The sequence below is a fragment of the Microbacterium oxydans genome, from assembly GCF_026559675.1.
GTDB lineage: Bacteria > Actinomycetota > Actinomycetes > Actinomycetales > Microbacteriaceae > Microbacterium > Microbacterium oxydans_D.
Window position 1 is genome coordinate 2,714,949 of sequence record NZ_CP092891.1, and the last position, 24,749, is coordinate 2,739,697.

The following is a 24,749-nucleotide window of genomic DNA, read 5'->3' on the forward strand; positions in this document are numbered from 1 at the left end:
TCCGCCGCCGGGTGGAGGTCCGGCCCTCAGGAAAGTACCTGAGGAGGACGCGGGACCAGGACGGCCGCCCGTAGCGTGGACACCATGATCACAGCAGAAGGCCTCACGAAGAGGTTCGGAGACAAGACGGCCGTCGATGACGTGTCGTTCACCGTCCAGCCGGGCAGTGTCACCGGCTTCCTCGGCCCCAACGGGGCGGGGAAGTCGACCACGATGCGGATGATCGTCGGTCTCGACCGCCCGACGTCCGGACGTGCCGCCGTCGCGGGCCGCGAGTACCGCAAGCTGCGGGCGCCCCTGACCGAGGTCGGCGTGCTGCTCGACGCGAAGGCGGTGCACACCGGCCGCACCGCACGCAACCACCTCCGCGCGATGGCGGCCACCCACGGCATCCCCGCGTCGCGCGTCGACGAGGTCATCGAGCTCGCGGGTATCGACTCCGTCGCCCGCAAGCGCGCCGGCAAGTTCTCGCTCGGCATGGGACAGCGCCTGGGTATCGCCTCGGCGCTGCTCGGCGACCCGCACACGCTGATCCTCGACGAGCCGGTCAACGGCCTCGACCCCGAGGGCGTCCGCTGGGTGCGGCAGTTCGTGCGGCACGCGGCCTCGGAGGGACGCACCGTGCTCCTCTCGAGCCATCTGATGAGCGAGATGGCCCAGACCGCCGATCACGTCATCGTGATGGGTCGTGGCCGGGTGCTCGCGGACGCTCCGCTGGCCGAGCTCGTGCGCTCCTGGACGCGCAACACCGTGCGGGTGCGCACGCCGCGACCCGCCGATCTGGCGGCTGCCGTCGGCGGCCCCGACGTCGAGATCGTGAGCTCCGCGCCCGACCTGCTCGACATCGTGGGACTGCCCGCTGCCCGCATCGGCGACCTCGCGGCCGATCGCGGCATCCCGCTGCACGAACTCACCCCGACCACCGGTTCCCTCGAAGACGCCTACCTCGCCCTCACCGGCGACTCGGTCGAGTACCGCACCAAGGAGATCTCATGACCACGACACAGGCTCCCGCGCCCACGCGGACGCGCGTCGACACCGGTCGACGGCTCACATTCGTGCGTGCCCTGCGCGGCGAGTGGATCAAGCTCGCCACCCTGCGCTCGACGTGGTGGTCCATCGGGATCGCCGCGGCCCTCACGATCGGGATCTCCGTGCTCATCGCGCAGGCGGTCGAATCACCGGGCATCCAGGCCGTCGTCATGCCGATCCAGTTCACCATGCTGCTCGCCGGCATCATCGGGGCGATCTCGGTCACCGGCGAGTACTCGACGGGCATGATCCGCTCGACCCTCACGGCGAACCCGGTTCGCGGTTCCGTCCTCGCCGCGAAGTCGATCGTGCTGGCCGTGTTCCTGTTCGTGTCGTCACTGGTGATCTTCGGTATCGCGGCCGCCGCGGTCTCGCTCATCCTGGCCTCGCGGGACGAGGGCATCGACTGGTCGGACCCGTCGGCATCGATCCTGCCGATCGTGGTGGCCTCGCTCGCCATGGCCGTCTTCGCCCTGCTCGGTGTGGCGTTCGGCTTCATCCTGCGCTCCGGCGCCGGAGCGATCGCCGCGACCGTCGGCGTGCTGTTCGTGCTGCCGATCGTCGTGGGCTTCTTCTCCTTCGCGGGCGAAGGGTGGGCGTGGCTCATCGAGGCGGCGAACTATCTCCCGGTCTCGGCCGCGCAGAGCGCGATCCTGCCGAGCGAGGGTGCCGCGCTCGACGCGCCGATCGCCTTCCTGACGCTGGGCTGCTGGGTTGCCGGCGGAGCGCTCGTGGCCTGGGGCGTCCTGCGCACCCGCGACGCGTAAAGTCGACCCGGTGAGCAGAACGCGAGGCCGCAGCGACTCGATCCGTGAGGACGAGGAGCTGCGGCTTCCGCGTGCCCCGGGCCTGTTCCGACGGTTCTGGGCGCGGCACCCCCTCTTCGCGGACGTGCTGCTCACGCTGCTCTGCCTGTTCCTCTCCCTCACCCCGGCAGCGCCGATCGCCGCGTCGTCTCTGCCCGAAGCCACCTACATCGCGCTGAACATCGCCACCCTCACGATGGTCGTGATCGGATGCAGCACCCTGCTGTGGCGCCGGCGCGCACCACTCGGCCCCTTCATCGCCGCGGTGGTCCTGGGCACCGTGGGACTGTTCACGGGCATGTCCGGCGGGATCGTGCTCCTGCTCGTCGCGTGCTACGGCCTCGCCGTGTACCGGTCCTCCCGCACCGCCTGGATCTGTTACGGGATCGGTGCCGCCTGGTTCCTCGGCTTGACCGGACTGCTGATGCTGAGCGGTGCGACCGTCCTGCAGGTCGGACTCGACACCGCCCTCGGCTACGTCGCACTCGGGCTGATCGGCACGCTGGTCGGAGTCAATGTCGGCGGCCGCAAGCGCTACCTCGCCGCGGTGATCGACCGCTCGCGCCAGCTGCTGATCGAGCGCGACCAGCAGGCCCAGCTCGCGGCCGCATCGGAGCGCGCCCGCATCGCCAGGGAGATGCACGACATCGTGTCGCATTCGCTGACGGTGATCGTCGCGCTGTCGGAGGGCGCGGCCGCGACCCCGGATCGCGAGCAGGCACGCAAGGCCGCCGCGTCCGTCGCCGACACGGCGCGATCCGCCCTCACCGAGATGCGCGCGATGCTCGGCGTGCTGCGCGACGACCAGTCCCCGCTGCCGTTGGCGCCGATGCAGCCGGCACCGCCCCGGGACACGGTCGAGGGCGCCCAGCGGGCCGGCTACCCGGCGACGCTCACGGTCATCGGGCAGGCGGAGGTCTCCCCCGCCGTCGCGCACGCGATCGGACGCATCGTCCAGGAGGGTGTGACCAACGCCATGCGCCACGCGCCGACCGCGACGGCGATCTCCGTGCGCCTGGAGTACACGGCGGAGACGGTGACGATCGACATCGTGAACGACGGCGTCTCGGGCACGATCGGGTCCGACGGCTTCGGCGTGCGCGGGCTGTCGGAGCGCGCCCTGCACGTGCACGGAACGGTCCGCTCCGCCCCCGCCGATGGAGGACGATGGGTTCTGCACGCGGTGCTGCCCGCGGCGGGGAACACCCCCACCGCGAACGAGGACACGACGGAGGAAGACGGATGACGCAGGCGATCAGGGTGCTCCTGGTGGATGACCAGGAGCTGATCCGCGTGGGCTTCCGGATGGTGCTCGAAGCGGAGGACGACATCGTCGTGGTCGGTGAGGCCGTGGATGGACGATCGGCGATCACCCAGAGCGCGATCCTCGCCCCCGATCTGGTGCTGATGGACATCCGCATGCCCGAGCTCGACGGCATCGCCGCCACCGGGGCGATCGTGCGCGACCGCCCGCAGACGAAGGTGCTCGTGCTGACCACGTTCGATCTCGACGAATACGCCTTCGGCGCGATCCGTGCCGGTGCGAGCGGATTCCTGCTGAAGGATGCGCAGCGCCACGAGATGATCGCCGCCGTGCGCGCGGTGCACCGTGGAGACGCGGCGCTCTCCCCTCGGATCACGAGGATGCTCATGGAGCACGTGACCCCGCAGCTCGGGTCCTCGGGCTCACCGGCCCCGGATGCTGCCGAGGCCCAAGCGCTCGCGTCGCTCACCGAGCGCGAGCGAGACGTCTTCCTCGCGATCGGGCAGGGTATGACGAACTCCGAGATCGCTCAGACGCTCTACGTGGGCGAGTCCACGGTGAAGACCCACGTGGGCCGGGTGCTGGCGAAGCTCGGCGCCCGCGACCGCATCCATGCGGTCATCCTGGCGCACCGGCTCGGCCTCGTCTGACGCCCGCCCGCCGCCTCAGGTCTGCGCGGGTGTCCACTCCGAGACGCGGTCGAGCAGCTGCACCTCCTCGGCGGAGAGCTCCAGACGCGCACCGGCGAGGAGGTCGGGGACCTGCTCGACGTTCCGTGCGCTCGCGATCGGCGCGACCACGGTCGGCTGTGCTCGCAACCACGCCAGGGCGGTCGCCGCGATCGATGCATCATGCGCGTCACCGATCTCCTCGAGCGCATCGATGATCCGCAGCCCGGCCTCGGTCGCGTACTTCGCAGCCCCCTGTGCCCGCGGGGAGGTCTGGTCCGCGGCATCCGTCGAGCGATACTTGCCCGTCAGGAATCCGCTCGCCAGCGAGAAGTACGGGACGAGCCCGAGCTCGAACTCCTCCGCGACCGGGATGATCGTGTCCTCCACCTCATTGCGATGCACGAGGTTGTAGTGGGGCTGCACGGCGACGGGCAGAGCGACCCCGGTCCGACGCGCGATCTCGACCCACTCGCGGATGCGGTCGGCGGAGTAGTTCGACACCGCGATGTGGCGCACCAGGCCGTCTTCGACCAGCTGTCCGAACGCTCCCACGGTCTCCTCGAGCGGGACCGTCTCGTCATCGAAGTGGGCGTAGTAGAGGTCGATCTCGTCGACGCCGAGGCGGGCGAGAGAGGCCTCGGCGGCCTTCCGCACGTTCGCCGCGGCGAGCCCTCGGAACTGCGGATGCTGGCTGACCTTGGTCGCCACGACGACGCCCGAGGGCTTGCGGGAGGCGAGCCACTCGCCGATGATCGTCTCGCTCTCGCCGCCCTCGTTGCCCTCCACCCAGGAGCTGTAGGAGTCTGCGGTGTCGATGAAGTCGCCGCCCCCGTCGACGAAGGCGTCGAGCACCTCGAAGGAGGTGTCGCGGTCGGCCGTCCAGCCGAACACATTCCCGCCGAGCGAGAGAGGGAGAACGTCGAGGTCACTGGTGCCGATACGAGTCATGTCGGTGACAACCGCGGTCGGCACCCGGCGCATTCCCGCATGACGTCATGTTGCGGGCGGACTCCCCTGGTCCGGCCGGTCCTCCTCGGTCGGCGACTCGCCCTCGTCGTAGATCTGCGAGGGGCGGCCGACGAGCCGCGCATCCGGCGCGTGGGCGATCAGCGGATCCTTGCCCGGATAGTCGAACCGGTTGAGCACGCACCGCATCGCTTCGAGCCTCGCCCGCTTCTTGTCGTTCGACTTGATGACGATCCACGGATTGGCCGGCGTGTCCGTATGGAAGAACATCGCCTCCTTCGCCGTCGTGTAGTCGACCCAGCGGTCGACGCTGGCGAGGTCCGTGGGGCTGAGCTTCCACTGCTTCACGGGGTCTTCGCTGCGTCGCTGGAACCGTCTTCTCTGCTCGGCCTCGCCGACCGAGAACCACAGCTTGATGAGGCGGATCCCCGACCCCACCAGCATCCGCTCGAACTCCGGAGCGGTCTGCATGAACTCTCCGTACTCAGCCGTCGAGCAGTACCCCATGACCCTCTCGACGCCTGCCCGGTTGTACCAGGAGCGGTCCATCAGGACGATCTCGCCGCCCGAGGGGAGGTGGGAGACGTACCGCTGGAAGTACCATTGCGTCCGCTCCGCGTCGGTCGGCTTGTCGAGGGCGACGACCCGCGCCCCACGCGGGTTGAGGTGTTCCATGAAGCGCTTGATCGCGCCGCCCTTGCCGGCCGCGTCACGTCCCTCGAAGAGGATGAGCACCCGCTCCGAGGAGTGCTTGATATGGGCCTGGAGTTTGAGGAGCTCGATCTGCAGCAGGCGCTTCTCGCGCTCGTATGCCGCTCGGGAGAGTTTCTTCGTGTACGGGTAGTCGTGCTGCCACTCGGCCGTGGCGATCACCGTGTCGGATGCGCTGCTCATGGATGTCTCCTCCCTGGAGTGCCCCGCGATCCGCGTTCCGGGAGGTAAGCGCAGGTGGCCGGAGCGGGGTGCCGACCACCTGCGCGGTATGGATCTGGAGACTCTTTCGAGCACCAGGAAGACTGTCTAAGTAACATAACAGACAGTAGTGTGATACTCCGGTATGCGCTCCGACGCAGAAAATCGTCGTCCCCGCGTCACCTTCGGGCCCTCTCCGACTCATTCCTCTGTGACGACCCCTATCCGTTCCGTTGGAGGACACATGAGGAGCACCACGCAAGCCAGGAGATCGATTCGAGCGGGAGGATGGCTCGCCGGCGCGCTTCTCGTCCTCGGCGCCGCCGTCGCCCCCGGAGCCGTCAGCGCGGCGGCCGCGGCGGAGGTCGACTCGGGAGACATCGTCTACATCGGCAGCCGGGAAGGATACGGCGGGACCGGGATCTTCCCGATCTGGTCCGGCGGGGTCCAGACCGGGGAGCCCGACTACTGGGCCTACTGCATCGAACATGCCGTGTCCGCGAAGACCCGGCTCACGGGCAGCGCCGGCGACCTCGACACCTTCCTCGGCGACAACCACTTCGCGGATCCGGCCATCCAGGGCAAGGTGCTCTGGGTGCTCGCGAACAGCTATCCCGCCGTCAGCGTCGAGAGCTTCGGGGTGGCGGCAGGAGCGCCCGGCATCTCCCGGAACGATGCGATCGAGGCGACGCAGTACGCGATCTGGCGGTACACCGACCTGGACTTCGATGCCTCATGGTCCTGGGAGACGCCTGACTCGGAGGCCGCCTACTGGTACCTCGTCGACGGAGCGAATGCCGCCCCGGCGCTGACTCGCGAGGATCTCGCCGTCACCGCAGCGGTGGCGGCTCCGAGCTCCGGGCAGCGCGCCGGGAGCCTCGTGGGACCGTTCACCGTGAGCACGGACGGCGCCCCTGCCGCGGTCTCCGTCGATCCCGCGATGACGGTCACCGATGCCACCGGGGCCCCGATCGACGTGAACGGGGTCGTCGACGGGCAGGAGCTCTACCTGGATCTGCGGGAGACGACCGCAGCAGGGAGCGCCACCGTGCGAGTGACCGTAGACGGCTCTCGCAGCACGGGTGCCGTGATCTCGGTGCCCGGCACCCCGGGCAGCACCCCGACAGCGGAGGATCACGCCCAGTCGATCATCCTGGTGGCGCCGTACACCGCGAAGGTCACCGCCGAAGCCACCGTCGCCTGGGCCGCGCAGCCGGTGGCCGCCGTGCCGGCGATCAGCACTTCCCTGGTCGATGCGGCCGACGGCGACCAGGTCCTCGCCTGGAACGGCGGCACGGTGACCGACACCGTCGCCTACGAGAACCTCGTACCGGGTACGGAATACACCGTCCGCGGGGAGCTGATGCGCAAGCGAGACGGATCATCGACCGACATCACGGGGTCGACGACGTTCACCCCGGCCGCGCCGACCGGCACCGTCTCGGTGCCGTTCACCGTGCCGGAAGGGTTCGCGGGTGAGACCCTCGTCGCCTTCGAGGAGCTCTACGAAGGAAGGGATGCGACCGGCATCCTGCGCGCGGAGCACAAGGACATCGATGATGCCGCCCAGACAGTGACGGTGCAACGGGAGGCCGCTGTCGTGCCGGCCACCCCCGACCCGGCTCCGGATCGCGGAGGGTCGCTCGCGGCGACCGGTTCCGCGACTCCGATCGCCGCCGTCGTGTTCGGCCTGCTCGCCCTGGTCGCGGGCACGGTCCTGATGCACCGGAGGACGCCACGCGCGGACGTGTGACCGGAGCGCTCGGGGGCGGCTCCCACCCCGGATCGGTCACGGCAGGCCAGTCGTCGCGTCCCGTCGCGAAGTCGCATCCGCCGTTGCCGCCCCCGAGTGCGGTCATGAACTTCTCCCGGATCGCCGTCTAAGCTGGCGCGATGCAGGTCCCGCACAGGGAACGGACACTGACGGGGGATCTTCGTGGCGCGAGACAGGACATTCCGGAGGACGACGGTCTCCCGGCACGGGCAGCAGCACACCCCCGGCCCGCTCAGCCAGCTGATGAAGCTCGTCGGCATCGCCCTGGCCGTCGTGCTGGTGAGCGGCGCAGGCGTCGCCGCATTCGTGGTCTCGGATCTCTACCGGACGGCGACCGCCGACGCGGTGGAGCTCGAGGGGCAGCGCCCCGTCCCGCCGGACATCCGCGAGTACGAAGGCGGATTCAATCTGCTGCTCATGGGTCTGGACGTGTGCGAGCCCGAGTACGCGCATCTGTTCCCCGGCAGATGCGACGGACCTGATGCCGAAGGCGATCTGAACGACGTCAACCTGCTCGTGCATGTCTCGGAGGAGCCAAGACGCATCACGGCCGTGAGCCTGCCCCGCGACCTCATGATCCCGATTCCCGAGTGCACGCGAGAGGACGGCAGCAAGACCTCGGCGATGAGCAAACAGCCGCTCAACAGCGCCTACATGTACGGCGGCATCAACTGCGTGGCAACGACCGTCACGGAGCTCACAGGTCAGAGCATCGACTTCGCGGCGTCCGTGACCTTCGGCGGAGTCATCGAGATCACCAACGCGATCGGCGGAGTGGACGTCTGCCTGGCCTCGCCGATCCGGGATTACCACACCCGCCTCGATCTGGCAGCGGGCACCCACACCCTGCAGGGATACGAGGCACTGCAGTTCCTCCGGACCCGCCACGGTGTGGGCGATGGAGGCGACCTCAGCCGCATCGGCAACCAGCAGCAGTACATGTCCAACCTCGCGAAGAAGCTGATCAGCGGTGAGGTGCTCGGCGACGTGCCGACGATGCTCCGGCTCTCCAATGCGGCCCTGAGCAACATCCAGGCGAGCAGTTCGCTGACGAACCCGATGACGCTCGTCCAGATCGGCCTCGCGGTGAAGGATGTCTCGTTCGAGGACATCGTCTTCCTGCAGTACCCGTCGTCGACCGACCCGGACAACCCCAACAGAGTCGTGCCGAACTACGGGTCCGCGCAGGTCATGTGGGACGCGATCGCCGCGAACCAGCGCCTGGAAGTGACCCACAAGAACACCAGCAACGACGGCGTCATCATCGAGGAGCCGACGACGCCGGCGGAGGAGACGCCGTCCACGGAGACGCCCATCGCCCTCCCCGACGACATCAAGGGGAACTCCGCCGCACAGTCCACGTGCTCGAACGGGCGCGTCGACTGAACTCGGGCTTGTGACTGTCCGGCGTCCGGGCGCCGAACGCGGTAGCCCGACGCACGCCGAGACGACGAAGGCCCGCGTCCCGGTGTTCCCGGGGACGCGGGCCTTCGCATGACGAGCCGACTACGGGACTCGAACCCGTAACCCCCGTATTACAAGTACGGTGCGCTACCAATTGCGCCAAGTCGGCGGATGCCACCAGCTTAGCGATGGCATCGGTTCCGCTCCGACCTACGGGGCGGGGGTCGACGTGTCGGTCGGCGCCGGCGTCGGCGTCTCGGTCGCGCGCGACGCGTCGCTCGCGACGCTGAGGACGAACTGCGAGAACTCGGCGGGGTCTTCGAGGGCGCCGACATACGCTTCGCCGTTCGCGACGATCATCGCGCCCGCCGTCAGCACGAGGTCATCGGATCCCGCGAGCGGACCGTCCAGAGCGCGAGTCGTCGCCTCCTTCGCCCAGCTCACGAAGTCGCCGTCCTCGATGCACGACCGGACGGTCTTGCTGTTGTCGACGCCGACCGCACCGGCCAGGTCCGCGAGATCCTCGTCGGAGAGGCCGTCGCTGCCGACGTCCGGCTGCTTGTCGAGCAGGTCGTGGTTGAACCGGTAGAACTGCGCCGGCGAGTGCGTCGCGACGCAGGCCGCAGCGGCCGCCGCGCGCAGCGAGTACTTCGTCCCGTTGGAGCTGGCGGTGAGCAGCGCGACCGGGTGGTAGCTGACCGTGACCGCGTTCTCGTTGATCCATCCGGCGAGTTGGCGGGCGTTGGCACGCTCGAACTTGCCGGCGTCCGGGGAGAGGTAGTCGACGTAGACGTGGATGTCGACCTTCTCGGAGGACGTCGGCTGCGGGGTCGGCGAGGCGGACGCGCCGGTCTCCGTCGCTTCGGGGTCCGGGCTCGCGGGGACCTCTTCGGATCCTGCGACGGAGGTGATGTCGGTGAGGACGACGCCGTCGGACTGCATGCCGGTCGGGGTGAGCCGCGGCTTGGAGACCTGAGCCGACACCGCGAGCGTCACCGCGGTGCCGATCGCACCCACCGCGACGATCGCGACCGCGCCGATGATGATCCGTCGCATGAGACGCGCCCGTGACTGCTGGGCGTGCACCTGCTGGGCCTTCTCCCGCACGGCCTCGCGAGAATTGCGGGGTGTGGGGACGTTCGGCGTTTCGTCGCTCGACATCGTTCCTCTTGTGAGTCTCAAGGGGGGTCCGGGTTGGCCCCGACCGCCGCTCGGCGACGATCGCCGCAGCGCGCGGCCGAGTTCGATGCTAACCAGTGAGGCTGAGAAATACCCAGGTACCGCCGTTCGTGTCATACTGGTCCCGACCCAAAGAAGGGTCACGGCGGTTCATTCCGCCGCTTCTCACAACGGATCGTCCGGCACGTACCTGCCGGTGAAGGAGAAACCACAATGGCATCTGTGACTTTCGACGAGGCCACCCGCCTTTACCCCGGCGGAACCCGTCCGGCCGTCGACAAGCTCAACCTCGAGGTCGGAGACGGCGAGTTCCTCGTCCTCGTCGGTCCCTCCGGTTGCGGTAAGTCCACGTCCCTCCGCATGCTGGCCGGCCTCGAAGAGGTCAACGCCGGTCGCATCCTCATCGGCGACCGCGACGTGACCGACGTCCCGCCGAAGGACCGCGACATCGCGATGGTCTTCCAGAACTACGCCCTGTACCCGCACATGACCGTCGCCGAGAACATGGGCTTCGCGCTCAAGATCGCCGGCGTCGGCAAGGAAGAGCGTGCCGCTCGCGTGCTCGAGGCTGCGAAGCTCCTCGACCTCGAGCCCTACCTGACCCGCAAGCCGAAGGCCCTCTCGGGTGGTCAGCGTCAGCGTGTCGCCATGGGCCGCGCGATCGTGCGTCAGCCGCAGGTGTTCCTCATGGACGAGCCGCTGTCGAACCTCGACGCGAAGCTCCGTGTGCAGACCCGTACGCAGATCGCGTCGCTGCAGCGTCGCCTCGGCGTCACCACGGTCTACGTCACGCACGACCAGACCGAGGCCCTGACCATGGGCGACCGCATCGCGGTCCTCAAGGACGGTCTGCTCCAGCAGGTCGGCTCCCCGCGTGACCTGTACGAGAAGCCGAACAACGTCTTCGTGGCCGGCTTCATCGGCTCGCCCGCGATGAACCTGTTCGCGGCCGACCTCGCCGACGGCGGCATCCGCTTCGGCTCCGAGGTCGTCCCGCTCGACCGCGACACGGTGGGCCGTGCCAACGGCAGCCAGGTCACGGTCGGCGTGCGTCCCGAGGACATCACGGTCGGACCGGCCGACGGCAAGGGCCTCCCGGTCGTCGTCGACCTCGTCGAGGAGCTCGGCGCCGACGGCTACCTCTACGGCCACACCGAGATCAACGGCAAGCGCAGCGACATCGTCGCCCGCGTCGACGGCCGCAGCCACCCGAACGCCGGCGAGACGGTCACGCTGGCCGCGAACCCGGGCCACGTGCACGCGTTCGACATCGAGTCCGGCGAGCGCCTGAACGACAAGCCGGTCGTCTCCGCCTGATCGGATCCACAGACGCGGCGCAGGCTGACTTCGGTCGCCTGCGCCGCGTCTCTTTCGTCTCCACCTCGACCAGGGAGTGTCATGCAGGATTCGCTGCGTATCACGGCCAGCAAGATCGACCCGGGACTCCTCTCCCTCCCCTGGTCCACCACCCTCGCGAAGTGGCCGTCCGAGCACATCGTGTCGCTGCCGAAGGGGCTCTCCCGCCACCTCGTGCGCTTCGCCGACCTCTCCGGCCGGGTCATCGCCGTGAAGGAGACCACGGCGGAGATGGCCCAGCGCGAGTACGACATGCTCGGCAACCTCGCCCGCCTCGACGTGCCCTGCGTCGATCGCGTCGCGGTGATCGCCGGACGCACGGATGCCGACGGTGAGGCCCTGCCCGCGGCCCTCGTGACCTCGCACCTGCGCTTCTCGATGCCGTATCGCGCGCTGTTCACCCGCGTGCTGCGTCCGGACACCGCCACACGACTCGTCGACGCCCTGGCGCTGCTCCTGGTGCGCCTGCACAACGTCGGCTTCTACTGGGGTGACGTCTCCCTCTCGAACACGCTCTTCCGCCGCGACGCCGGCGCCTTCGCCGCCTACCTGGTCGATGCCGAGACCGGCGAGCTCCACGAAGAGGGGCTGACCGACGGCCAGCGCGCCTACGACCTGGACCTGGCCCGCACGAACATCGCTGGCGAGATCATGGACCTTGCGGCGGGCGGCCGCCTCGAGCACGGCGTGGACGCCATCGCCATCGCCGACGGCATCGTGTCGTCGTATCGCTCGCTCTGGGCGGAGCTGACCGCCCAGGAGTCGTTCTCCGCCGCCGAGACCTGGCGCATCACGGAACGGGTCGAGCGACTCAACGCCCTGGGGTTCGACATCGACGAGATGTCCATGTCGACGACGGCGGACGGCACCGTCGTCGAGATCCAGCCCAAGGTCGTGGACGCCGGCCACCACCAGCGTCGCCTCATCCGGCTGACCGGACTGGACGTCGAGGAGAACCAGGCCCGACGGCTGCTCAACGACCTCGACGAGTTCCGGGCGCGGTCCACGAAGCAGTGGGCGGATGAGGAGATGTACGCGCACGAGTGGCTCACCCGCGTGTTCGAGCCCGTGGTGCGGGCGATCCCCTACGAGCTGCGTGCGAAGCTCGAGCCCGCCGAGGTGTTCCACCAGGTCCTGGAGCACCGCTGGTACCTGTCACAGGCGCAGGGGCGCTCGGTCCCCCTCGCGGAGGTCCTGACGAGCTACATCAACGAGGTGCTCCGCCACCGACGCGACGAGGCCACCATCATGGGTCCGCCGACGGAGACCATGAGCCTGCCCGTCATCACCGGCGTGACGCCCGTGGCGGATGACGAGGATGAGGACATCGACTGGCGGGATCTGGTCTGACCCGCCGACGCCGATGGCCGGGGCTCAGTAGCCGACCGTGAACCTCTCGCGGTGATGGTTGCCCTGCTCGATCTCGTCGACCACGGCGACCGCGAAGTCCGCGCCGGAGATGTAGGACTTGCCGTCCGCATCCCGGACGAGGACGTCGCCGCCGTCCCGGTAGGTGCCGGTGCGCTCCCCCTCGGCCCAGGGCCCGAAGACCTCTGCCGGGTGGATGAAGAACCAGTCGAGACCGGCGTCCGTCGCCTCGAGGAGGGCGAGCGAGTCGACGCCGACCTGCGCCTCGTGCTTGTACTCCTCGGGGAAGTCCTGATCGAACAGGCGCGGTCCGCCGGGGGCGACCAGGCTCCCGCCGGCACCGCCGACCACACCGAGGCGCGTGGGAGTGCCTGCGAGCTGATCCACGACGTTCGTCAGCGCTTCGAGCGCACGATCCTCCATGTCTCCGCGCGGCGAGAGCGCGGAGACCACGGCATCCGCCCCGACGAAGGTGTCGGCGATCGACGCGATGTCCAGGGCGGAGCCCTGCACGTAGGCGGCTCCCGCCACCGGATCGGTCGGCACCGATCGGGAGATCGCGATCACCGCATGATCACGGCTCACCGCCTCCGTGACGATGTGACGACCGGCGTAGCCGGTCCCGCCGAGCACGATGATGCGAGCCATGATCTGCCTTTCCTCGAACGTCTACTTCTTCGCGGCGCGGACCGTCGCCACCTGGTACAGGGCGACGGAGGTGGCGATACCCGCGTTCAGCGACTCGGTGGCCGCAGAGATCGGGATCGACACGATCTGGTCGCACGTCTCGGTGACCAGACGCGACAGCCCCTTGCCCTCCGAGCCGACGACGATCACGACGGGGCGGTCGGCCAGCTGCAGGTCGGGGAGCGAGACATCGCCGTCGCCGTCCAGGCCCAGCACGAACACGCCCTGCTTCTTGAACTCCTTGAGCTGCGTGGTGAGGTTCGTCGCGAGGGCGACGGGGATGCGTGCCGCAGCGCCCGCGCTCGTCTTCCACGCCGCCGAGTTCACACCCGCCGAACGACGCTGCGGCAGGATGATGCCGTGCCCGCCGAAAGCCGCGGCGGAGCGGATGATCGCGCCGAGGTTGCGCGGGTCCGTGACGCCGTCGAGGGCGACGAACAGCGGCACCTCGCCCTTGTCGATGACCTGCTCGAGAAGGTCCTGCGGGTGCGCGTACTCGTAGGGCGGCACCTTGACGGCCACGCCCTGGTGCACGCCGTCGAACCCGGCCATGCGGTCGAGCTCCTGACGGGTGACCTCCATCACGGGGATGCCGCGGTGGGTGGCGATCGACAGCATCTCCTTGACGCGGTCGTCCATCTCCACGCGCTGCGCGATGTAGAACGCCGTCGCCGGGATCTTCGCCCGCAGCGCCTCGAGCACCGAGTTGCGCCCGGTGACGATCTCGGTGTCGGTGGTGTTGTCCTTCGCCCGAGCGGAGCGGTTGGGGTTGCCGCCCGAGGTCTGCCGCTGGCCGGGCTTGCCCTTGCCGCCCGATGCGGCGTAGCGCTCGGCCGCGGCCTTGCGCTTGCCCGCCGGGTGCCAGGCGCGGTCTTCGGCCTTCGGCGTCGGTCCGCGGCCTTCCAGCGCCTTGCGCCCGAGTCCGCCGGTGCCCTTGGTCGGGCCCTTCTTGTTTCCCTTGTTCGCGCCGGGGCGCTGTGGCTTAGCCATCGATACTCCAATGAGTTCCGGCCGGAGTGTCCTCCAGCGTGATTCCTGCGGCGGCGATCGCGTCACGGATGCGATCCGCCGCCGCCCAGTCCTTGTCAGCGCGTGCCTGTGCGCGCTGAGTGATCATCGTCTGGACGAGCGTGTCCAGAGCAGTCTCCGACGCGTGGTTCTTCGCGTCGGATGCGGGCGTGAGGCCGAGGACCGACGTCATCGCCATGACGGCCCGCAGCGCATCGAGCGCCGCATCCGTCTCCCCCGCGTCGAGCGCCGAGTTCCCCGCACGCACCGTCTCGTGCAGAACGGCGAGGGCCTGCGGCACGCCCAGGTCGTCGTCCATCGCCGCCGCGAACGTCTCGGGCAGGCTCTGCGATGCGAACCACCCGAACCCGCCTCCAGCCGCGCGGGCGGCACGCTGCCGGAATGCGGCGATGCGTCCGAGCGCCGCCTCGGCCTCGGCCCACGACGAGTCCGTGAGGTCGAGGCTCGACCGGTAGTGCGCCGACGCCAGGGCGTAGCGCACGACGAGCGGGTCGTGCGCGGACAGCACGTCGGCCGCGAGGGTGAAGTTCCCCAGCGACTTGGACATCTTCTGCCCGTCGACGGTCACGAGGCCGTTGTGCACCCAGTACCGTGCGAAGCCGTCGCCGGCGGCCGTCGACTGGGCGAGTTCGTTCTCGTGGTGCGGGAAGCGCAGGTCGAGGCCGCCTCCGTGGATGTCGAACTCGGCACCGAGATAGCGCTTCGACATCGCGGAGCACTCGATATGCCAGCCGGGGCGTCCCTGACCCCACGGCGACTCCCAGGTCGCATCCGCGGGCTCGTCGGGCTTGGCACCCTTCCAGAGCGCGAAGTCCTGGGGGTTGCGCTTGCCCCGCGGATCCGCGTCCTCCGCCGCCTCCATGGCGTCGAGCGACTGATGCGTCAGGGATCCGTACTCGGACCAGGAGCGCACGTCGAAGTACACGTCGCCCGAGCCGTCCGGAGCGGGGTACGCGTGCCCGCGCTCGATGAGCAGCGCGATGAGCTCCTGCATCTGCGGAACGGACGCCGTCGCCCGGGGCTCGTAGGTCGGCGGGAGGATTCCGACGCCGGCATACGCCGCGGTGAACTCCTGCTCCATCCGGTACGCGAGCGCCCACCAGGGCTCGGACGCGGTCGCGTTGGCGAGCACCTTGTCGTCGATGTCGGTGACGTTGCGCACGAACGTCACACGGCCGTGGCGGAGCTCGAGCCAGCGACGCAGCAGGTCGAAGCTCAGGGCCGCCCGGACGTGTCCGATGTGGGGGCCGGACTGCACCGTGGGTCCACACACGTACATCGTGATGTTCTCGGGATCGAGAGGCACGAAGTCGCGCAGCTGAGCAGCGCGGGTGTCGTAGAGGCGGAGAGTCACCGCTCAAGCCTACTCGGCGACCGCTGGGCGCCCGCCCTGTGCGGCGGATTCGCGGATGTCATGACGTCGCGCGGACGGATCGAAGGGAATCCTCCGCCGTCCGTCACGTGCTCCGGTGGCGTGGAACCACCATGGCGACGGCGGTCACCGCGATGCCCTCGCCTCGGCCCGGGAAGCCGAGCCCGTCCGTGGTCGTCGCCGTGACGGACACGGGAGCATCCAGGACAGCGGAGAGCACCGCTTCGGCCTCGGCTCTCCGGGGGCTGAACCGCGGGCGGTTGCCCTGCAGCTGCACCGAGACGTTGCCGATCTCGAACCCGGCGTCTTCCAGGAGCTCTCGGGTGCGCGTCAGGAAGACGTCCGCGTGTGCTCCGGCGTACTCCGGGTGCGCGGTGCCGAAGTGCTCGCCGATGTCGCCGAGCCCTGCCGCGCCCAGGAGGGCATCCACGATCGCGTGTGCCACGGCGTCGCCATCGGAATGACCGGACAGCGGCTGCTCCCCCGGCCATTCGAGCCCCGCGAGCCACAGCACGCCCTCGCCACCGAACGCGTGGACGTCGGTGCCGATGCCCACCCGGGGCACGCCGAGGCGGCCGATCGTCGCGGAGAGCGGCACCGAAGACGTCGGCGCCGACGCCTCGAGCAGGTGCCGGGCCCGGTCGAGGTCGGCGGGAGTGGTGATCTTGAACGCGCGCGCCGATCCGTCGATGTGGCGCACGCGGTGGCCCGCCGCCGCGAACAGCGCGGCATCGTCCGTGTACTCGGCGCCGTCGGCGAGCGCTGCGGCATACGCCGCTTCGAGCGCGGCCCGGGGGAATCCCTGTGGCGTCTGCGCCGCGGCGAGCTCCGACCGGTCGACGGCGGCCAGCACGGCCCCGTCTGCGACCTTCTTGAGCGTGTCGACGACGGGCAGCACCGGGATCACGCCCTCATCCGCGGTGACGGCGGCCGCGACGGCATCGATCTGCGTCGGCGGTGTCAGTGCGCGGGCCGCATCGTGCACGAGCACGGTCTTCACGTCGCCCCACAGCGCCGCGAGTCCTGCCGCGACGGACTGCTGACGGGTGTCGCCGCCGGTGACGACACAGCCGAGTTCACGCCGTTCCCCCGCGGCCGCCTCCAGCTCTGCCAGGACGTCGCCCTCGTGGCCGGCGGGTGCCACCACGATCACCTGCGCGGGGCGTGCGGCGAAGACGCCGTCGAGCGCGTGGCGCAGGATCGAATGCGCGTCGATCCCGACCAGGGCCTTGGGGGCGCCCGCCTCCAAGCGGGTGCCGGAACCGGCGGCGACGACGACGATCGCGATGTCGGGGACGGGAAGCAAGCTCACCGTCTCACGCTACCGCGTGGCGGGAACGACGAAGGGGCGGATGCCGCAGCATCCGCCCCTTCGTGCAGAACTCAGGAGGCGAGGACCTCGTCGAGCAGTGCGCCCGCCTTGTCCTCGTCCGTCTTCTCCGCGAGCGCGAGCTCGGAGATGAGGATCTGACGAGCCTTCGCCAGCATCCGCTTCTCACCGGCGGAGAGTCCGCGGTCCTGGTCACGGCGCCACAGGTCGCGCACGACCTCGCTCACCTTGATCACATCGCCCGAGGCGAGCTTCTCGAGGTTCGCCTTGTACCGGCGGGACCAGTTCGTGGGCTCTTCCGTGAAGGGCGCACGCAGCACCTCGAAGACATGATCGAGGCCCTCTTTGCCGATGACGTCGCGAACGCCGACCAGGTCGACATTCTCGGCGGGCACCTCGATGATGAGGTCACCCTGGGTGACATTGAGCTTCAGGTATTTCTTCGCCTCACCCTTGATGATGCGCTCCTTGACCTCGATGATGGTCGCAGCGCCATGGTGGGGATAGACGACGGTTTCGCCAACCTCAAAAAGCATAAAAACGTGTCCTTTCGGCAACCTCAAGGATACCACAGGGGAGATGCGCTAAGGTTCGCGCCCCCTGGGCCACGGGCCCCTCACGACTTACCCATAGAATGGATGCGGATATCCCGCCGGACCTCAGGAGGACCCGTGAAATCGCGCCTTGTTGCGTCTGCAGCCCTCAGCGCCCTCGTTCTGCTCGGCGCGACCGGGTGCACGTTCATCACCCCCCAGTCGACGAAGATCGAGTACCCGGCTTCCGACGGCGTGAACGTCTCCGACGCCGACGGGCCGATCGACGTGCGCAACGCCCTCGTCATCGCCACGGAAGACGGCTCGGTGGGCAACCTCATCGCCGCCATCGTGAACCCCACCGACGACAGCGCGACGCTCACGATCTCGATCGCCGGCGGCGAGAACCTCACGGTCAGCGTCCCCGCGGGCGGCACGGTGAGCCTGGGCGCCAACGACGAGCCGCTGCGGATCGTCGGCCTCGACACGAAGCCGGGCGCGACGGTCGAGATGCACTTCCAGTCCGGTGACTCCACGGGCGTCAAGGCCGACATCCCGGTCCTCGACGGCTCGCTCCCCTACTACTCGGACCTGGTCCCCTCGGAGACGGTGAGCACCCCGCAGCCCACCCCGACCGACACGGCTGCTCCGGCACCCGCGGACTGACCCCGCTGAACATGCAGGAGGCCGGCACCCCACGGGGTGCCGGCCTCCTCTGCGTTCAGCCCTCGAAGCGGTAGCCGAGGCCGCGCACCGTGACGAGCATGACCGGCTCGCTCGGGTTCTCCTCGATGCGCGAGCGGATGCGCTTGATGTGCACGTCGAGCGTCTTCGTGTCGCCGAAGTAGTCGCTCCCCCACACCCGGTCGATGAGCTGGCCGCGCGTGAGGACGCGCCCCGAGTTGCGCATCAGGACCTCGAGCAGCTCGAACTCCTTGAGGGGCATGTTGATCTGCTCGCCGGCGACGGCCACGGTGTGCCGGTCGATGTCGAGCGAGACCCGGCCGCCGTCGAGCACCCGCTCGTCGAGCTCGCTGTCGGCCTGCACGACCCGGCGCAGCACGGCCCGCATGCGGGCGAGCAGCTCGCGCGACGAGTACGGCTTGGTGATGTAGTCGTCGGCTCCGAGCTCGAGCCCCACCACGATGTCGACCTCGGAGTCCTTGGCCGTGAGCATGATGATCGGCACGGCCGACGTGGAGCGGATCTGGCGGCACACCTCGGTGCCCGGCATCCCCGGCAGCATCAGGTCGAGCAGCACGATGTCGGCACCGCGCTCCCGGAAGGCCGCCAGCGCGCCGGGGCCGTCCTCCGCGATCTCCACTTCGTAGCCCTCGCGTCGCAGCAGGTAGGCGAGCGGATCGGCGAGGTCGGGCTCGTCTTCGACGAGAAGGATACGGGTCATGCTCTCTCTCCGTTTCGGACGCGCGTGGATGCGGCGGCCTTGGCCGCCTTCCGTGCGCGCTTCTTCTTGCTCTTCTTACCCGCGTCGGCGTTGTCGGGGGCGTCGATCCGGGGAAGCCGGATCGTGAACGTGGAGCCGCGCCCCGGACGGGACCACAGGCGCACCTCCCCGCCGTGACGCTGGGTGGCGTGCTTGACGATGGAGAGCCCGAGTCCGGTACCTCCCGTGCGTCGGGAACGGGCCTCGTCGGCCCGGTAGAACCGCTCGAAGATACGCTCGCGGTCGGCCTCGGCGATGCCGATGCCCTGGTCGGAGACGGCGATCTCGACCACTCCGTCCTCCGCGCGTATGCCGACCCCGACTCGGGAACCGCGGGGCGAGTAGACGATCGCGTTGGCGATGAGGTTGCCGACCGCCTCGATCAGGATCTGCGCGTCACCGCGCACCCAGACGCCGCGATCGCCGCCTCGGGCGAGCTCGACCCCGGCGGAATCGGCCTGCACGACGTGGGCCTCGATCGAAGAGGCGACCACCTCGTCGATGGAGACGGGACCGACCTTCGTCAGACCGTCCTCCGCCTGCAGCCGGGAGAGGCTCATGATGCGCCCGGTCAGCTGCCCGAGCCGCCCTGCCTCCGCCGAGATGCGCGCGGCGAAGATGCGCACCTGCGCCGGATCGTCGGCGGCGGACTCGATGGCCTCGGCGAGGAGGCTCACCGCGCCCACAGGGGTCTTCAGCTCGTGGCTGGTGTTCGCCACGAAGTCGCGACGCATCTGGTCGAGACGCTCCTGCTCGGTGACGTCGCGGATGATCAGCAGCACCAGGCGCGTGCCGATCACGCTCGCACGGGCCGAGACCAGGCGCGGATCGAGGCTGAGCCCGCCGCGGGTGAGACGCATCGACTCCGTGACGGAGCCGCCGCTCTCCCGCACACCCCGCACGAGCTGGCGGAGTTCCGGGTTGTCGAGCGTCGAGCCGACGTCGATGCCGAAGCGGGCGGCGGCCTGCGAGGAGGCGAGCACCAGACCGGAGGTGTCCACGATGGCCGCGGCATCGTCCATGCTCCGCAGGACGTCGGTGATGCCGGTCGGAATCGCCAGCGACGTCTCCTCCTGCACACGCGCCCTCGCCCGATACGCCCACACCACGAGGAGGGAGAGGCCGACGCCGATCACCAGCCCGATGGCGAGCGAAGACAGCGCGAGCTGCGGCAGGGTCATGACACCAGCGTAGAGTGCGTTCACCGTCCGTCCGGCGGGTTTCCGCGCCCTGGCGGGAACAGGAGAAGTACTATTCACGTGCTGGGCACCGTTCGTTAACCTTCGAAGCAGACAATCGCTTCGGGCTTGTGCGGGAGCACAGACCTGCTCTCGTGCGGACGACCCGCCGTCTCGCGCTGCCACAGCCGAGATCCGAATGAAAGGTTGCGCCCCAACATGCGCGAAGTCTTCCACCAGTCCCTCGAGGACCTCCAGAACCGCCTCGTCGAGATCGCCGACCTCGTCACGGTCTCGATCGACAAGGCCACTCGGGCGTTCGCGACCAGCGACGTCGCCCTGGCCGAAGAGGTCATCGCCGACGACGCGAAGATCGACGAGCTGGCCGTCGCCCTCGACGAGCAGGCCATCGAGATCCTCGCCCGCCAGCAGCCGGTCGCCCGCGACCTGCGCATCGTCGTCACCGCGCTGCGCGTGAGCGCCTCTCTCGAGCGCATGGGCGACATGTCCGAGCACATCGCCCAGCTCGCCCGCCTCCGCTTCCCCGAGCGCGCCATCCCGAAGGGTCTCAAGGGCACCTTCGTGAAGATGGGCGAGCTCGACGTCGAGGTCGCCCGCACGCTCTCGGAGCTGCTGCGCACCCAGGACCTGCGCTTCGCCGACGCCATCCGCAATGCGGACGACGACGTCGACGAGCTGCACGCCACCGTGTTCGAGAAGGTCCTCAGCGACAACTGGAAGGGCGAGGCCACGGCGACCGTCGACGCCACGCTCGCGAGCCGCTACCACGAGCGCTTCGCCGACCACGCGGTCGCCGTCGCGAAGAAGGTCGTGTACCTCGCCACCGGCGACTGGGCGGTCGAGGAGGAGGACATCCCCCTCGCCGTCGAGCAGCAGGAGCTCGGCCAGCAGGAGTTCGGCCACGCCTGATCCCGCGCCGCGAGACTCCGCTTTCACGCCGAAACCCCCTGCTGCAGATGTCTGCAGCAGGGGGTTTCGGCGTGTGCCCGGGGTGTCGGGCCTTACTTCTTGCCCTGGGCCGCGACGGCGGCGGCACCGGCGGCGGCGGCCTCGGGGTCGAGGTAGCGGCCGGGCCCGGTGGGGACGTTGTTCTCGTCGAGCTCGTAGACGAGCGGGATGCCGGTCGGGATGTTCAGCTCGGCGATGTCGTCGTCGCTGATGCCCTCGAGGTGCTTCACGAGTCCGCGCAGCGAGTTGCCGTGCGCCGTGACGAGCACCGTCTTGCCGGCCTCGAGGTCGGGAACGATCGCGCTCTCCCAATACGGCAGCAGACGGTCGATGACGAGCTTGAGCGACTCGGTGCGCGGCACCTCGCCGTCGATGCCCGCGTAGCGGACGTCATTGACCTGGCTGAACTCGCTCTCGTCGTCGAGCACGGGCGGCGGCACGTCGAACGAGCGGCGCCACAGCTGGAACTGCTCAGGACCGAACTCCTCGAGCGTCTGCGCCTTGTCCTTGCCCTGGAGCGCACCGTAGTGACGCTCGTTGAGGCGCCAGGAGCGGGTCACGGGGATCCACAGGCGGTCGGCGGCGTCGAGCGCGATGTTCGCTGTCTGGATCGCACGGCTCAGCAGCGAGGTGTGCAGCACATCGGGCAGGATGCCGGACTCGGCGAGCAGCTCGCCGCCGCGGCGGGCCTCCTTCTCGCCCTGCTCGTTGAGGCGGACGTCCACCCAGCCGGTGAAGAGGTTCAGTTCGTTCCACTCGCTTCGGCCGTGGCGGAGCAGGATGAGGGTACGCGTCGCAGTCATGGGGCCAGTTTATCCGCGCACGGCCGGGAGCCGAGTCGGATCCTGGGAGGATGGAGACATGGCGTCATCTCCCCTCGGTCGGCCGACCCGCGGCACCACGGGGACGAACCGGCTGCGGCGCAACGACCGCTGGATCGCGGCGAGCGACGCGCTGCGCCGCGCATCCGATCCGCTGGTCGTCGACCTCGGCTACGGCGCGAGCGGCGTCACGGCGTTCGAGCTCGCCACGCGCCTGGTCCGCGTGCGCGACGACGTCGAAGTGCGCGGACTCGAGATCGACCCCGCCCGTGTGGCGACGGCCGACGCGCAGCTGGGCGAGGTGCGCGCGGGACGCACGCCCTTCGCCCGCGACCTGCCCGTGTCCTTCGCCCGCGGCGGCTTCGAGGTGCCACTGCCCGATGGGCGCAGGGCCGCAGTGATCCGCGCCATGAACGTGTTGCGTCAGTACGACGAGTGGGACGTGCCCGACGCCTGGTCCCGGATGGCCTCGCGCCTCGCTCCCGGAGGACTGCTGTTCGAGGGCACCTGCGACGAGATCGGTCGCGTCTCGAGCTGGATCGACGTCGACGCGCAGGCGGCGCCGCTGCGCTTCACGATCTCCCTCCGACTCGCCGACCTGGAGCGGCCGAGCATCGTCGCGGAGCGCCTGCCCAAGGCGTTGATCCACCGCAACGTCCCCGGCGAGCGCATCCACGCTCTGCTCATCGAACTCGACCGCGAGTGGGATCGGGCGGCGCCGCTGTCGACGTTCGGCGCCACGCAACGCTTCCTGGCGGCTGTGACCGCGCTGCGCGATCAGGGCTGGCCGGTGCTCGGCGGGCGCACCCGCTGGCGGCTGGGCGAGCTCACGCTGCCCTGGGCCGCCGTCGCTCCCCGCTCCGACTGAGTCTCAGCTCGCGGCGCCGGCGTCGCGCGGGTCCGGCGCGGACGGGCGCCGGGACAGCCGCGTGAGACGCGGGATGTCCGCCACGGCACCGGCGTCAGCCGGCACGATGACCTGCTGGGACGCCGCGATGTCGATGCCGTCGGCACGCACCACGAGATCGCCGACGGGTGCACGGCGCGAGAGGATGGCGAGCGCGATCGGACCGTCTTCGTGATGACGCGCCACCGAGGTGACGTGACCGATCTCGTCGTCGCCCGCGAACACCGACGCGCCGACCTCCGGGAGGACCGCATCGCTGCCGTCGAGGTGGAGGGCGGCGAGGCGACGCGGCGGGTGCCCGAGGTTGTGCACCTTGGCGACCGTCTCCTGCCCGCGGTAGCAGCCCTTGTTCAGATGCACGGCGCTGCGGATCCAGTCGGACTCGTGCGGCAGCGAACGGTCATCGACCTCGGTCGCCCAGCGCGGGCGCCAGGCCGCGACGCGCAGAGCCTCGGCGGCGAGGAGACCCGCGAGCGCATCGCGGTCGAGTGTCGTGACGAGCGCATCCGCTCCCTCGTCCGTCAGGATCGCGATCCGCCAGGCGAAGTCGGCGGCGGGATGCTCGGCGACCTCGGCGTACTGGTGTCCTCCGGCGCTGATCCGCTGCCAAGGGTCGGCCCAGACGAGGGGTATCCCCTGGGGCGCGAATGCCGCGGCGGCTGCGGCCGATGCGACGGCTCCACCGTCGATGTAGCCGACCAACGCGAGGTCGGACCGGAGCTCGACCGTGGCCTGGGTGCGGAACTTCATGCGGGTCAGCCACCCGGCGAGCGCCTCGGCGTCACCGGCATCGGCGATGAGCCAGGTCGACGCACCGTCGTCCAGGACACCGGCCGCGTGCTCGACGCGGCCCTGCGGGTCGAGCACCAGAAGCTCGGTGCTCTCCCCCGGCGCGAGACGGCCGACCGACTGCGAGGTGATCGAGTCGAGCCAGCTCAGCCGCTCCGGTCCGGCGACCTCGATCACGGCGCGGTCGCCGAGGGGAACGAGAGCCGCGCCGTCGGCGAGACGCCGCTGCTCGCGGAAGGCATCGCCGAAATGCGCGATCAGGTCGCCGTCCGCGACGGCGCCGTCGATCTGGCGGAAGCCGCTCATGTCAGACCTTCGCCAGGCGAGCCGACGCGTGCGAGCGCAGCGGGGTGCCGAGCGCGGCGATGTCCCATGCCCACAGCAGGTGACCGTCGACGAGGCCGTACATGCGCGACGACGCCGTGTGCACCTTCGCACCCGCACTGCGCACGACCGCATCCGACGCGATGTCGATGCGGGGACCGTTGATCTCGCCGATGTACAGCTCGAGCGCGCCGTCGGCGTGGGCGACCGACACCTCGATCGGGAAGCCGCCGCTCGGTGCGCGCAACTCTTCGACGTCGTCGACGGTGCGGGTGACCGCGGGCGCCGTCGGCGGAAGCAGCGCGGGACCGGCATCCGCCTCGGTCGCCGGACGGGCGAGGCGCCAGAAGCCGGTCTCGGCGAGCAGCGCTGCCGCCGGGGCTCCGTCTTCGGTGAGGAAGGTCGCCGTGCCCGAGTAGTTGAGGAACGGGCCGCCGTCATGACTGAAGCTGACCCGATGGGTGAACTCGCCCTGCAGGCGCTCCTCACCGACGGGATAGTCGATGACGCCGGTGCCCTCCCACACGCCGATCAGCCACGAGAGCGGGGCGAGATCGGCTGGGAGGTCGGTGGGCAGCTCGATCACGATCGCGTCAGCGCTGGCCGCGGAAGAGGTTGCGCAGCACCACTGCCG

24 protein-coding genes and 1 tRNA gene are annotated in these 24,749 nt (G+C 69.7%); 11 read left to right on the forward strand and 14 right to left on the reverse strand.

The genetic code is table 11. The annotated features are described in order from the left end of the window. The first annotated feature begins 84 nt into the window (after positions 1 to 84). The 4 genes from MME74_RS13085 to MME74_RS13100 are packed head-to-tail and all read left to right on the forward strand — an operon-like array spanning position 85 to position 3,752. Positions 85 to 996: an ABC transporter ATP-binding protein gene (locus tag MME74_RS13085; protein ID WP_267415490.1), complete on the forward strand. Its 912-nt coding sequence runs from the start codon at positions 85 to 87 to the stop codon at positions 994 to 996. Beyond that, positions 993 to 1,799: an ABC transporter permease gene (locus MME74_RS13090; protein WP_267415491.1), complete on the forward strand. Its 807-nt coding sequence runs from the start codon at positions 993 to 995 to the stop codon at positions 1,797 to 1,799. The genes MME74_RS13085 and MME74_RS13090 overlap by 4 nt, the downstream gene beginning before the upstream one ends. Before the next feature lie 10 nt (positions 1,800 to 1,809). Then, a complete protein-coding gene (locus MME74_RS13095; RefSeq protein ID WP_267415492.1) occupies positions 1,810 to 3,084 on the forward strand; it encodes a sensor histidine kinase in 1,275 nt (424 codons plus the stop codon). After that, positions 3,081 to 3,752, forward strand: a complete 672-nt coding sequence (locus tag MME74_RS13100) for a response regulator (protein ID WP_267415494.1) — start codon at positions 3,081 to 3,083, stop codon at positions 3,750 to 3,752. Before MME74_RS13095 ends, MME74_RS13100 begins: the two co-directional genes overlap by 4 nt. 15 nt (positions 3,753 to 3,767) lie before the next feature. Here MME74_RS13100 and MME74_RS13105 read toward each other — a convergent pair whose 3' ends face one another. After that, the gene (locus MME74_RS13105; protein WP_267415495.1) at positions 3,768 to 4,721 is read right to left on the reverse strand and encodes an aldo/keto reductase; all 954 of its coding nucleotides are present in this window, start codon (positions 4,719 to 4,721) and stop codon (positions 3,768 to 3,770) included. A gap of 45 nt (positions 4,722 to 4,766) precedes the next feature. Beyond that, the gene (gene ppk2, locus MME74_RS13110) at positions 4,767 to 5,663 is read right to left on the reverse strand and encodes a polyphosphate kinase 2 (RefSeq protein ID WP_416383348.1); all 897 of its coding nucleotides are present in this window, start codon (positions 5,661 to 5,663) and stop codon (positions 4,767 to 4,769) included. A gap of 232 nt (positions 5,664 to 5,895) precedes the next feature. On the opposite strand from ppk2, the gene MME74_RS13115 reads away from it, so the two are divergent. Both MME74_RS13115 and MME74_RS13120 read left to right on the forward strand, forming a co-directional pair. Beyond that, positions 5,896 to 7,404 (forward strand): VaFE repeat-containing surface-anchored protein, encoded by a 1,509-nt coding sequence (locus MME74_RS13115; protein ID WP_267415498.1) that lies wholly within the window; start codon positions 5,896 to 5,898, stop codon positions 7,402 to 7,404. A 183-nt stretch (positions 7,405 to 7,587) separates the two neighbouring features. Further along, positions 7,588 to 8,811 (forward strand): LCP family protein, encoded by a 1,224-nt coding sequence (locus MME74_RS13120; protein WP_267415499.1) that lies wholly within the window; start codon positions 7,588 to 7,590, stop codon positions 8,809 to 8,811. Between the two features lie 114 nt (positions 8,812 to 8,925). On the opposite strand, the gene MME74_RS13125 is transcribed toward MME74_RS13120, so the two are convergent. Together MME74_RS13125 and MME74_RS13130 are read right to left on the reverse strand one after the other, a co-directional pair. Beyond that, positions 8,926 to 8,998 (reverse strand) — tRNA-Thr (locus MME74_RS13125). Between the two features lie 41 nt (positions 8,999 to 9,039). Continuing rightward, positions 9,040 to 9,990 carry a DsbA family protein gene (locus tag MME74_RS13130; protein ID WP_267415500.1) on the reverse strand — a complete coding sequence of 317 codons (951 nt, stop codon included), beginning with the start codon at positions 9,988 to 9,990 and terminating at the stop codon, positions 9,040 to 9,042. A 231-nt stretch (positions 9,991 to 10,221) separates the two neighbouring features. Between MME74_RS13130 and MME74_RS13135 the strand changes: the two genes are divergently transcribed. Together MME74_RS13135 and MME74_RS13140 are read left to right on the forward strand one after the other, a co-directional pair. After that, positions 10,222 to 11,325, forward strand: coding sequence for an ABC transporter ATP-binding protein (locus MME74_RS13135; RefSeq protein ID WP_267415501.1), 1,104 nt, complete (start codon positions 10,222 to 10,224; stop codon positions 11,323 to 11,325). Between the two features lie 81 nt (positions 11,326 to 11,406). Next, positions 11,407 to 12,714, forward strand: a complete 1,308-nt coding sequence (locus tag MME74_RS13140; protein WP_267415502.1) for a DUF4032 domain-containing protein — start codon at positions 11,407 to 11,409, stop codon at positions 12,712 to 12,714. A gap of 24 nt (positions 12,715 to 12,738) precedes the next feature. Here the strand turns inward: MME74_RS13140 and MME74_RS13145 are convergent, their stop codons facing one another. The 5 genes from MME74_RS13145 to MME74_RS13165 form a co-directional block, all read right to left on the reverse strand. Beyond that, positions 12,739 to 13,380, reverse strand: a complete 642-nt coding sequence (locus MME74_RS13145) for an NAD(P)-dependent oxidoreductase (RefSeq protein WP_267415504.1) — start codon at positions 13,378 to 13,380, stop codon at positions 12,739 to 12,741. Positions 13,381 to 13,401: 21 nt separating this feature from the next. Then, positions 13,402 to 14,409: a 23S rRNA (guanosine(2251)-2'-O)-methyltransferase RlmB gene (gene rlmB, locus MME74_RS13150; protein WP_267415505.1), complete on the reverse strand. Its 1,008-nt coding sequence runs from the start codon at positions 14,407 to 14,409 to the stop codon at positions 13,402 to 13,404. Next, positions 14,402 to 15,802: a cysteine--tRNA ligase gene (gene cysS, locus MME74_RS13155; RefSeq protein WP_267415506.1), complete on the reverse strand. Its 1,401-nt coding sequence runs from the start codon at positions 15,800 to 15,802 to the stop codon at positions 14,402 to 14,404. Before cysS ends, rlmB begins: the two co-directional genes overlap by 8 nt. 103 nt (positions 15,803 to 15,905) lie before the next feature. Then, positions 15,906 to 17,132, reverse strand: coding sequence for a 2-C-methyl-D-erythritol 4-phosphate cytidylyltransferase (gene ispD / locus MME74_RS13160; RefSeq protein WP_267415507.1), 1,227 nt, complete (start codon positions 17,130 to 17,132; stop codon positions 15,906 to 15,908). Between the two features lie 71 nt (positions 17,133 to 17,203). Next, entirely contained in the window at positions 17,204 to 17,686 is a 483-nt protein-coding gene (locus MME74_RS13165) for a CarD family transcriptional regulator (RefSeq protein WP_017201416.1), read from the reverse strand. 135 nt (positions 17,687 to 17,821) lie between these two features. Between MME74_RS13165 and MME74_RS13170 the strand changes: the two genes are divergently transcribed. Further along, the gene (locus MME74_RS13170; protein ID WP_267415508.1) at positions 17,822 to 18,349 is read left to right on the forward strand and encodes a DNA modification methylase; all 528 of its coding nucleotides are present in this window, start codon (positions 17,822 to 17,824) and stop codon (positions 18,347 to 18,349) included. Positions 18,350 to 18,404: 55 nt separating this feature from the next. Here the strand turns inward: MME74_RS13170 and MME74_RS13175 are convergent, their stop codons facing one another. Both MME74_RS13175 and MME74_RS13180 read right to left on the reverse strand, forming a co-directional pair. Continuing rightward, on the reverse strand, positions 18,405 to 19,088 hold the full coding sequence (locus tag MME74_RS13175; RefSeq protein ID WP_267415510.1) for a response regulator transcription factor: 684 nt from the start codon (positions 19,086 to 19,088) through the stop codon (positions 18,405 to 18,407). Further along, the gene (locus MME74_RS13180; protein ID WP_267415511.1) at positions 19,085 to 20,308 is read right to left on the reverse strand and encodes a sensor histidine kinase; all 1,224 of its coding nucleotides are present in this window, start codon (positions 20,306 to 20,308) and stop codon (positions 19,085 to 19,087) included. Before MME74_RS13180 ends, MME74_RS13175 begins: the two co-directional genes overlap by 4 nt. A gap of 216 nt (positions 20,309 to 20,524) precedes the next feature. Here MME74_RS13180 and phoU point away from each other — a divergent pair, with 216 nt between their 5' ends. Beyond that, on the forward strand, positions 20,525 to 21,235 hold the full coding sequence (gene phoU, locus MME74_RS13185) for a phosphate signaling complex protein PhoU (protein ID WP_021199093.1): 711 nt from the start codon (positions 20,525 to 20,527) through the stop codon (positions 21,233 to 21,235). A 92-nt stretch (positions 21,236 to 21,327) separates the two neighbouring features. Here phoU and MME74_RS13190 read toward each other — a convergent pair whose 3' ends face one another. Then, positions 21,328 to 22,077, reverse strand: a complete 750-nt coding sequence (locus MME74_RS13190) for a phosphoglyceromutase (RefSeq protein WP_267415512.1) — start codon at positions 22,075 to 22,077, stop codon at positions 21,328 to 21,330. A 58-nt stretch (positions 22,078 to 22,135) separates the two neighbouring features. Between MME74_RS13190 and MME74_RS13195 the strand changes: the two genes are divergently transcribed. Further along, positions 22,136 to 22,963, forward strand: a complete 828-nt coding sequence (locus tag MME74_RS13195; RefSeq protein WP_267415513.1) for a class I SAM-dependent methyltransferase — start codon at positions 22,136 to 22,138, stop codon at positions 22,961 to 22,963. A gap of 3 nt (positions 22,964 to 22,966) precedes the next feature. Here the strand turns inward: MME74_RS13195 and MME74_RS13200 are convergent, their stop codons facing one another. Both MME74_RS13200 and MME74_RS13205 read right to left on the reverse strand, forming a co-directional pair. Next, positions 22,967 to 24,097, reverse strand: coding sequence for a YgfZ/GcvT domain-containing protein (locus MME74_RS13200; protein ID WP_267415514.1), 1,131 nt, complete (start codon positions 24,095 to 24,097; stop codon positions 22,967 to 22,969). Between the two features lies 1 nt (position 24,098). After that, positions 24,099 to 24,701: an FABP family protein gene (locus MME74_RS13205; protein ID WP_267415516.1), complete on the reverse strand. Its 603-nt coding sequence runs from the start codon at positions 24,699 to 24,701 to the stop codon at positions 24,099 to 24,101. Between the last annotated feature and the right edge of the window lie 48 nt (positions 24,702 to 24,749).

Coding starts and splice junctions, on each gene's coding strand:
- MME74_RS13085 (WP_267415490.1), top strand. CDS start 85: ATGATCACAGCAGAAGGCCTCACGAAGAGGTTCGGAGACAAGACGGCC.
- MME74_RS13090 (WP_267415491.1), top strand. CDS start 993: ATGACCACGACACAGGCTCCCGCGCCCACGCGGACGCGCGTCGACACC.
- MME74_RS13100 (WP_267415494.1), top strand. CDS start 3,081: ATGACGCAGGCGATCAGGGTGCTCCTGGTGGATGACCAGGAGCTGATC.
- MME74_RS13105 (WP_267415495.1), bottom strand. CDS start 4,721: ATGACTCGTATCGGCACCAGTGACCTCGACGTTCTCCCTCTCTCGCTC.
- MME74_RS13115 (WP_267415498.1), top strand. CDS start 5,896: ATGAGGAGCACCACGCAAGCCAGGAGATCGATTCGAGCGGGAGGATGG.
- MME74_RS13130 (WP_267415500.1), bottom strand. CDS start 9,990: ATGTCGAGCGACGAAACGCCGAACGTCCCCACACCCCGCAATTCTCGC.
- MME74_RS13135 (WP_267415501.1), top strand. CDS start 10,222: ATGGCATCTGTGACTTTCGACGAGGCCACCCGCCTTTACCCCGGCGGA.
- MME74_RS13140 (WP_267415502.1), top strand. CDS start 11,407: ATGCAGGATTCGCTGCGTATCACGGCCAGCAAGATCGACCCGGGACTC.
- MME74_RS13145 (WP_267415504.1), bottom strand. CDS start 13,380: ATGGCTCGCATCATCGTGCTCGGCGGGACCGGCTACGCCGGTCGTCAC.
- rlmB (WP_267415505.1), bottom strand. CDS start 14,409: ATGGCTAAGCCACAGCGCCCCGGCGCGAACAAGGGAAACAAGAAGGGC.
- MME74_RS13165 (WP_017201416.1), bottom strand. CDS start 17,686: ATGCTTTTTGAGGTTGGCGAAACCGTCGTCTATCCCCACCATGGCGCT.
- MME74_RS13175 (WP_267415510.1), bottom strand. CDS start 19,088: ATGACCCGTATCCTTCTCGTCGAAGACGAGCCCGACCTCGCCGATCCG.
- MME74_RS13180 (WP_267415511.1), bottom strand. CDS start 20,308: ATGACCCTGCCGCAGCTCGCGCTGTCTTCGCTCGCCATCGGGCTGGTG.
- phoU (WP_021199093.1), top strand. CDS start 20,525: ATGCGCGAAGTCTTCCACCAGTCCCTCGAGGACCTCCAGAACCGCCTC.
- MME74_RS13190 (WP_267415512.1), bottom strand. CDS start 22,077: ATGACTGCGACGCGTACCCTCATCCTGCTCCGCCACGGCCGAAGCGAG.
- MME74_RS13195 (WP_267415513.1), top strand. CDS start 22,136: ATGGCGTCATCTCCCCTCGGTCGGCCGACCCGCGGCACCACGGGGACG.
- MME74_RS13200 (WP_267415514.1), bottom strand. CDS start 24,097: ATGAGCGGCTTCCGCCAGATCGACGGCGCCGTCGCGGACGGCGACCTG.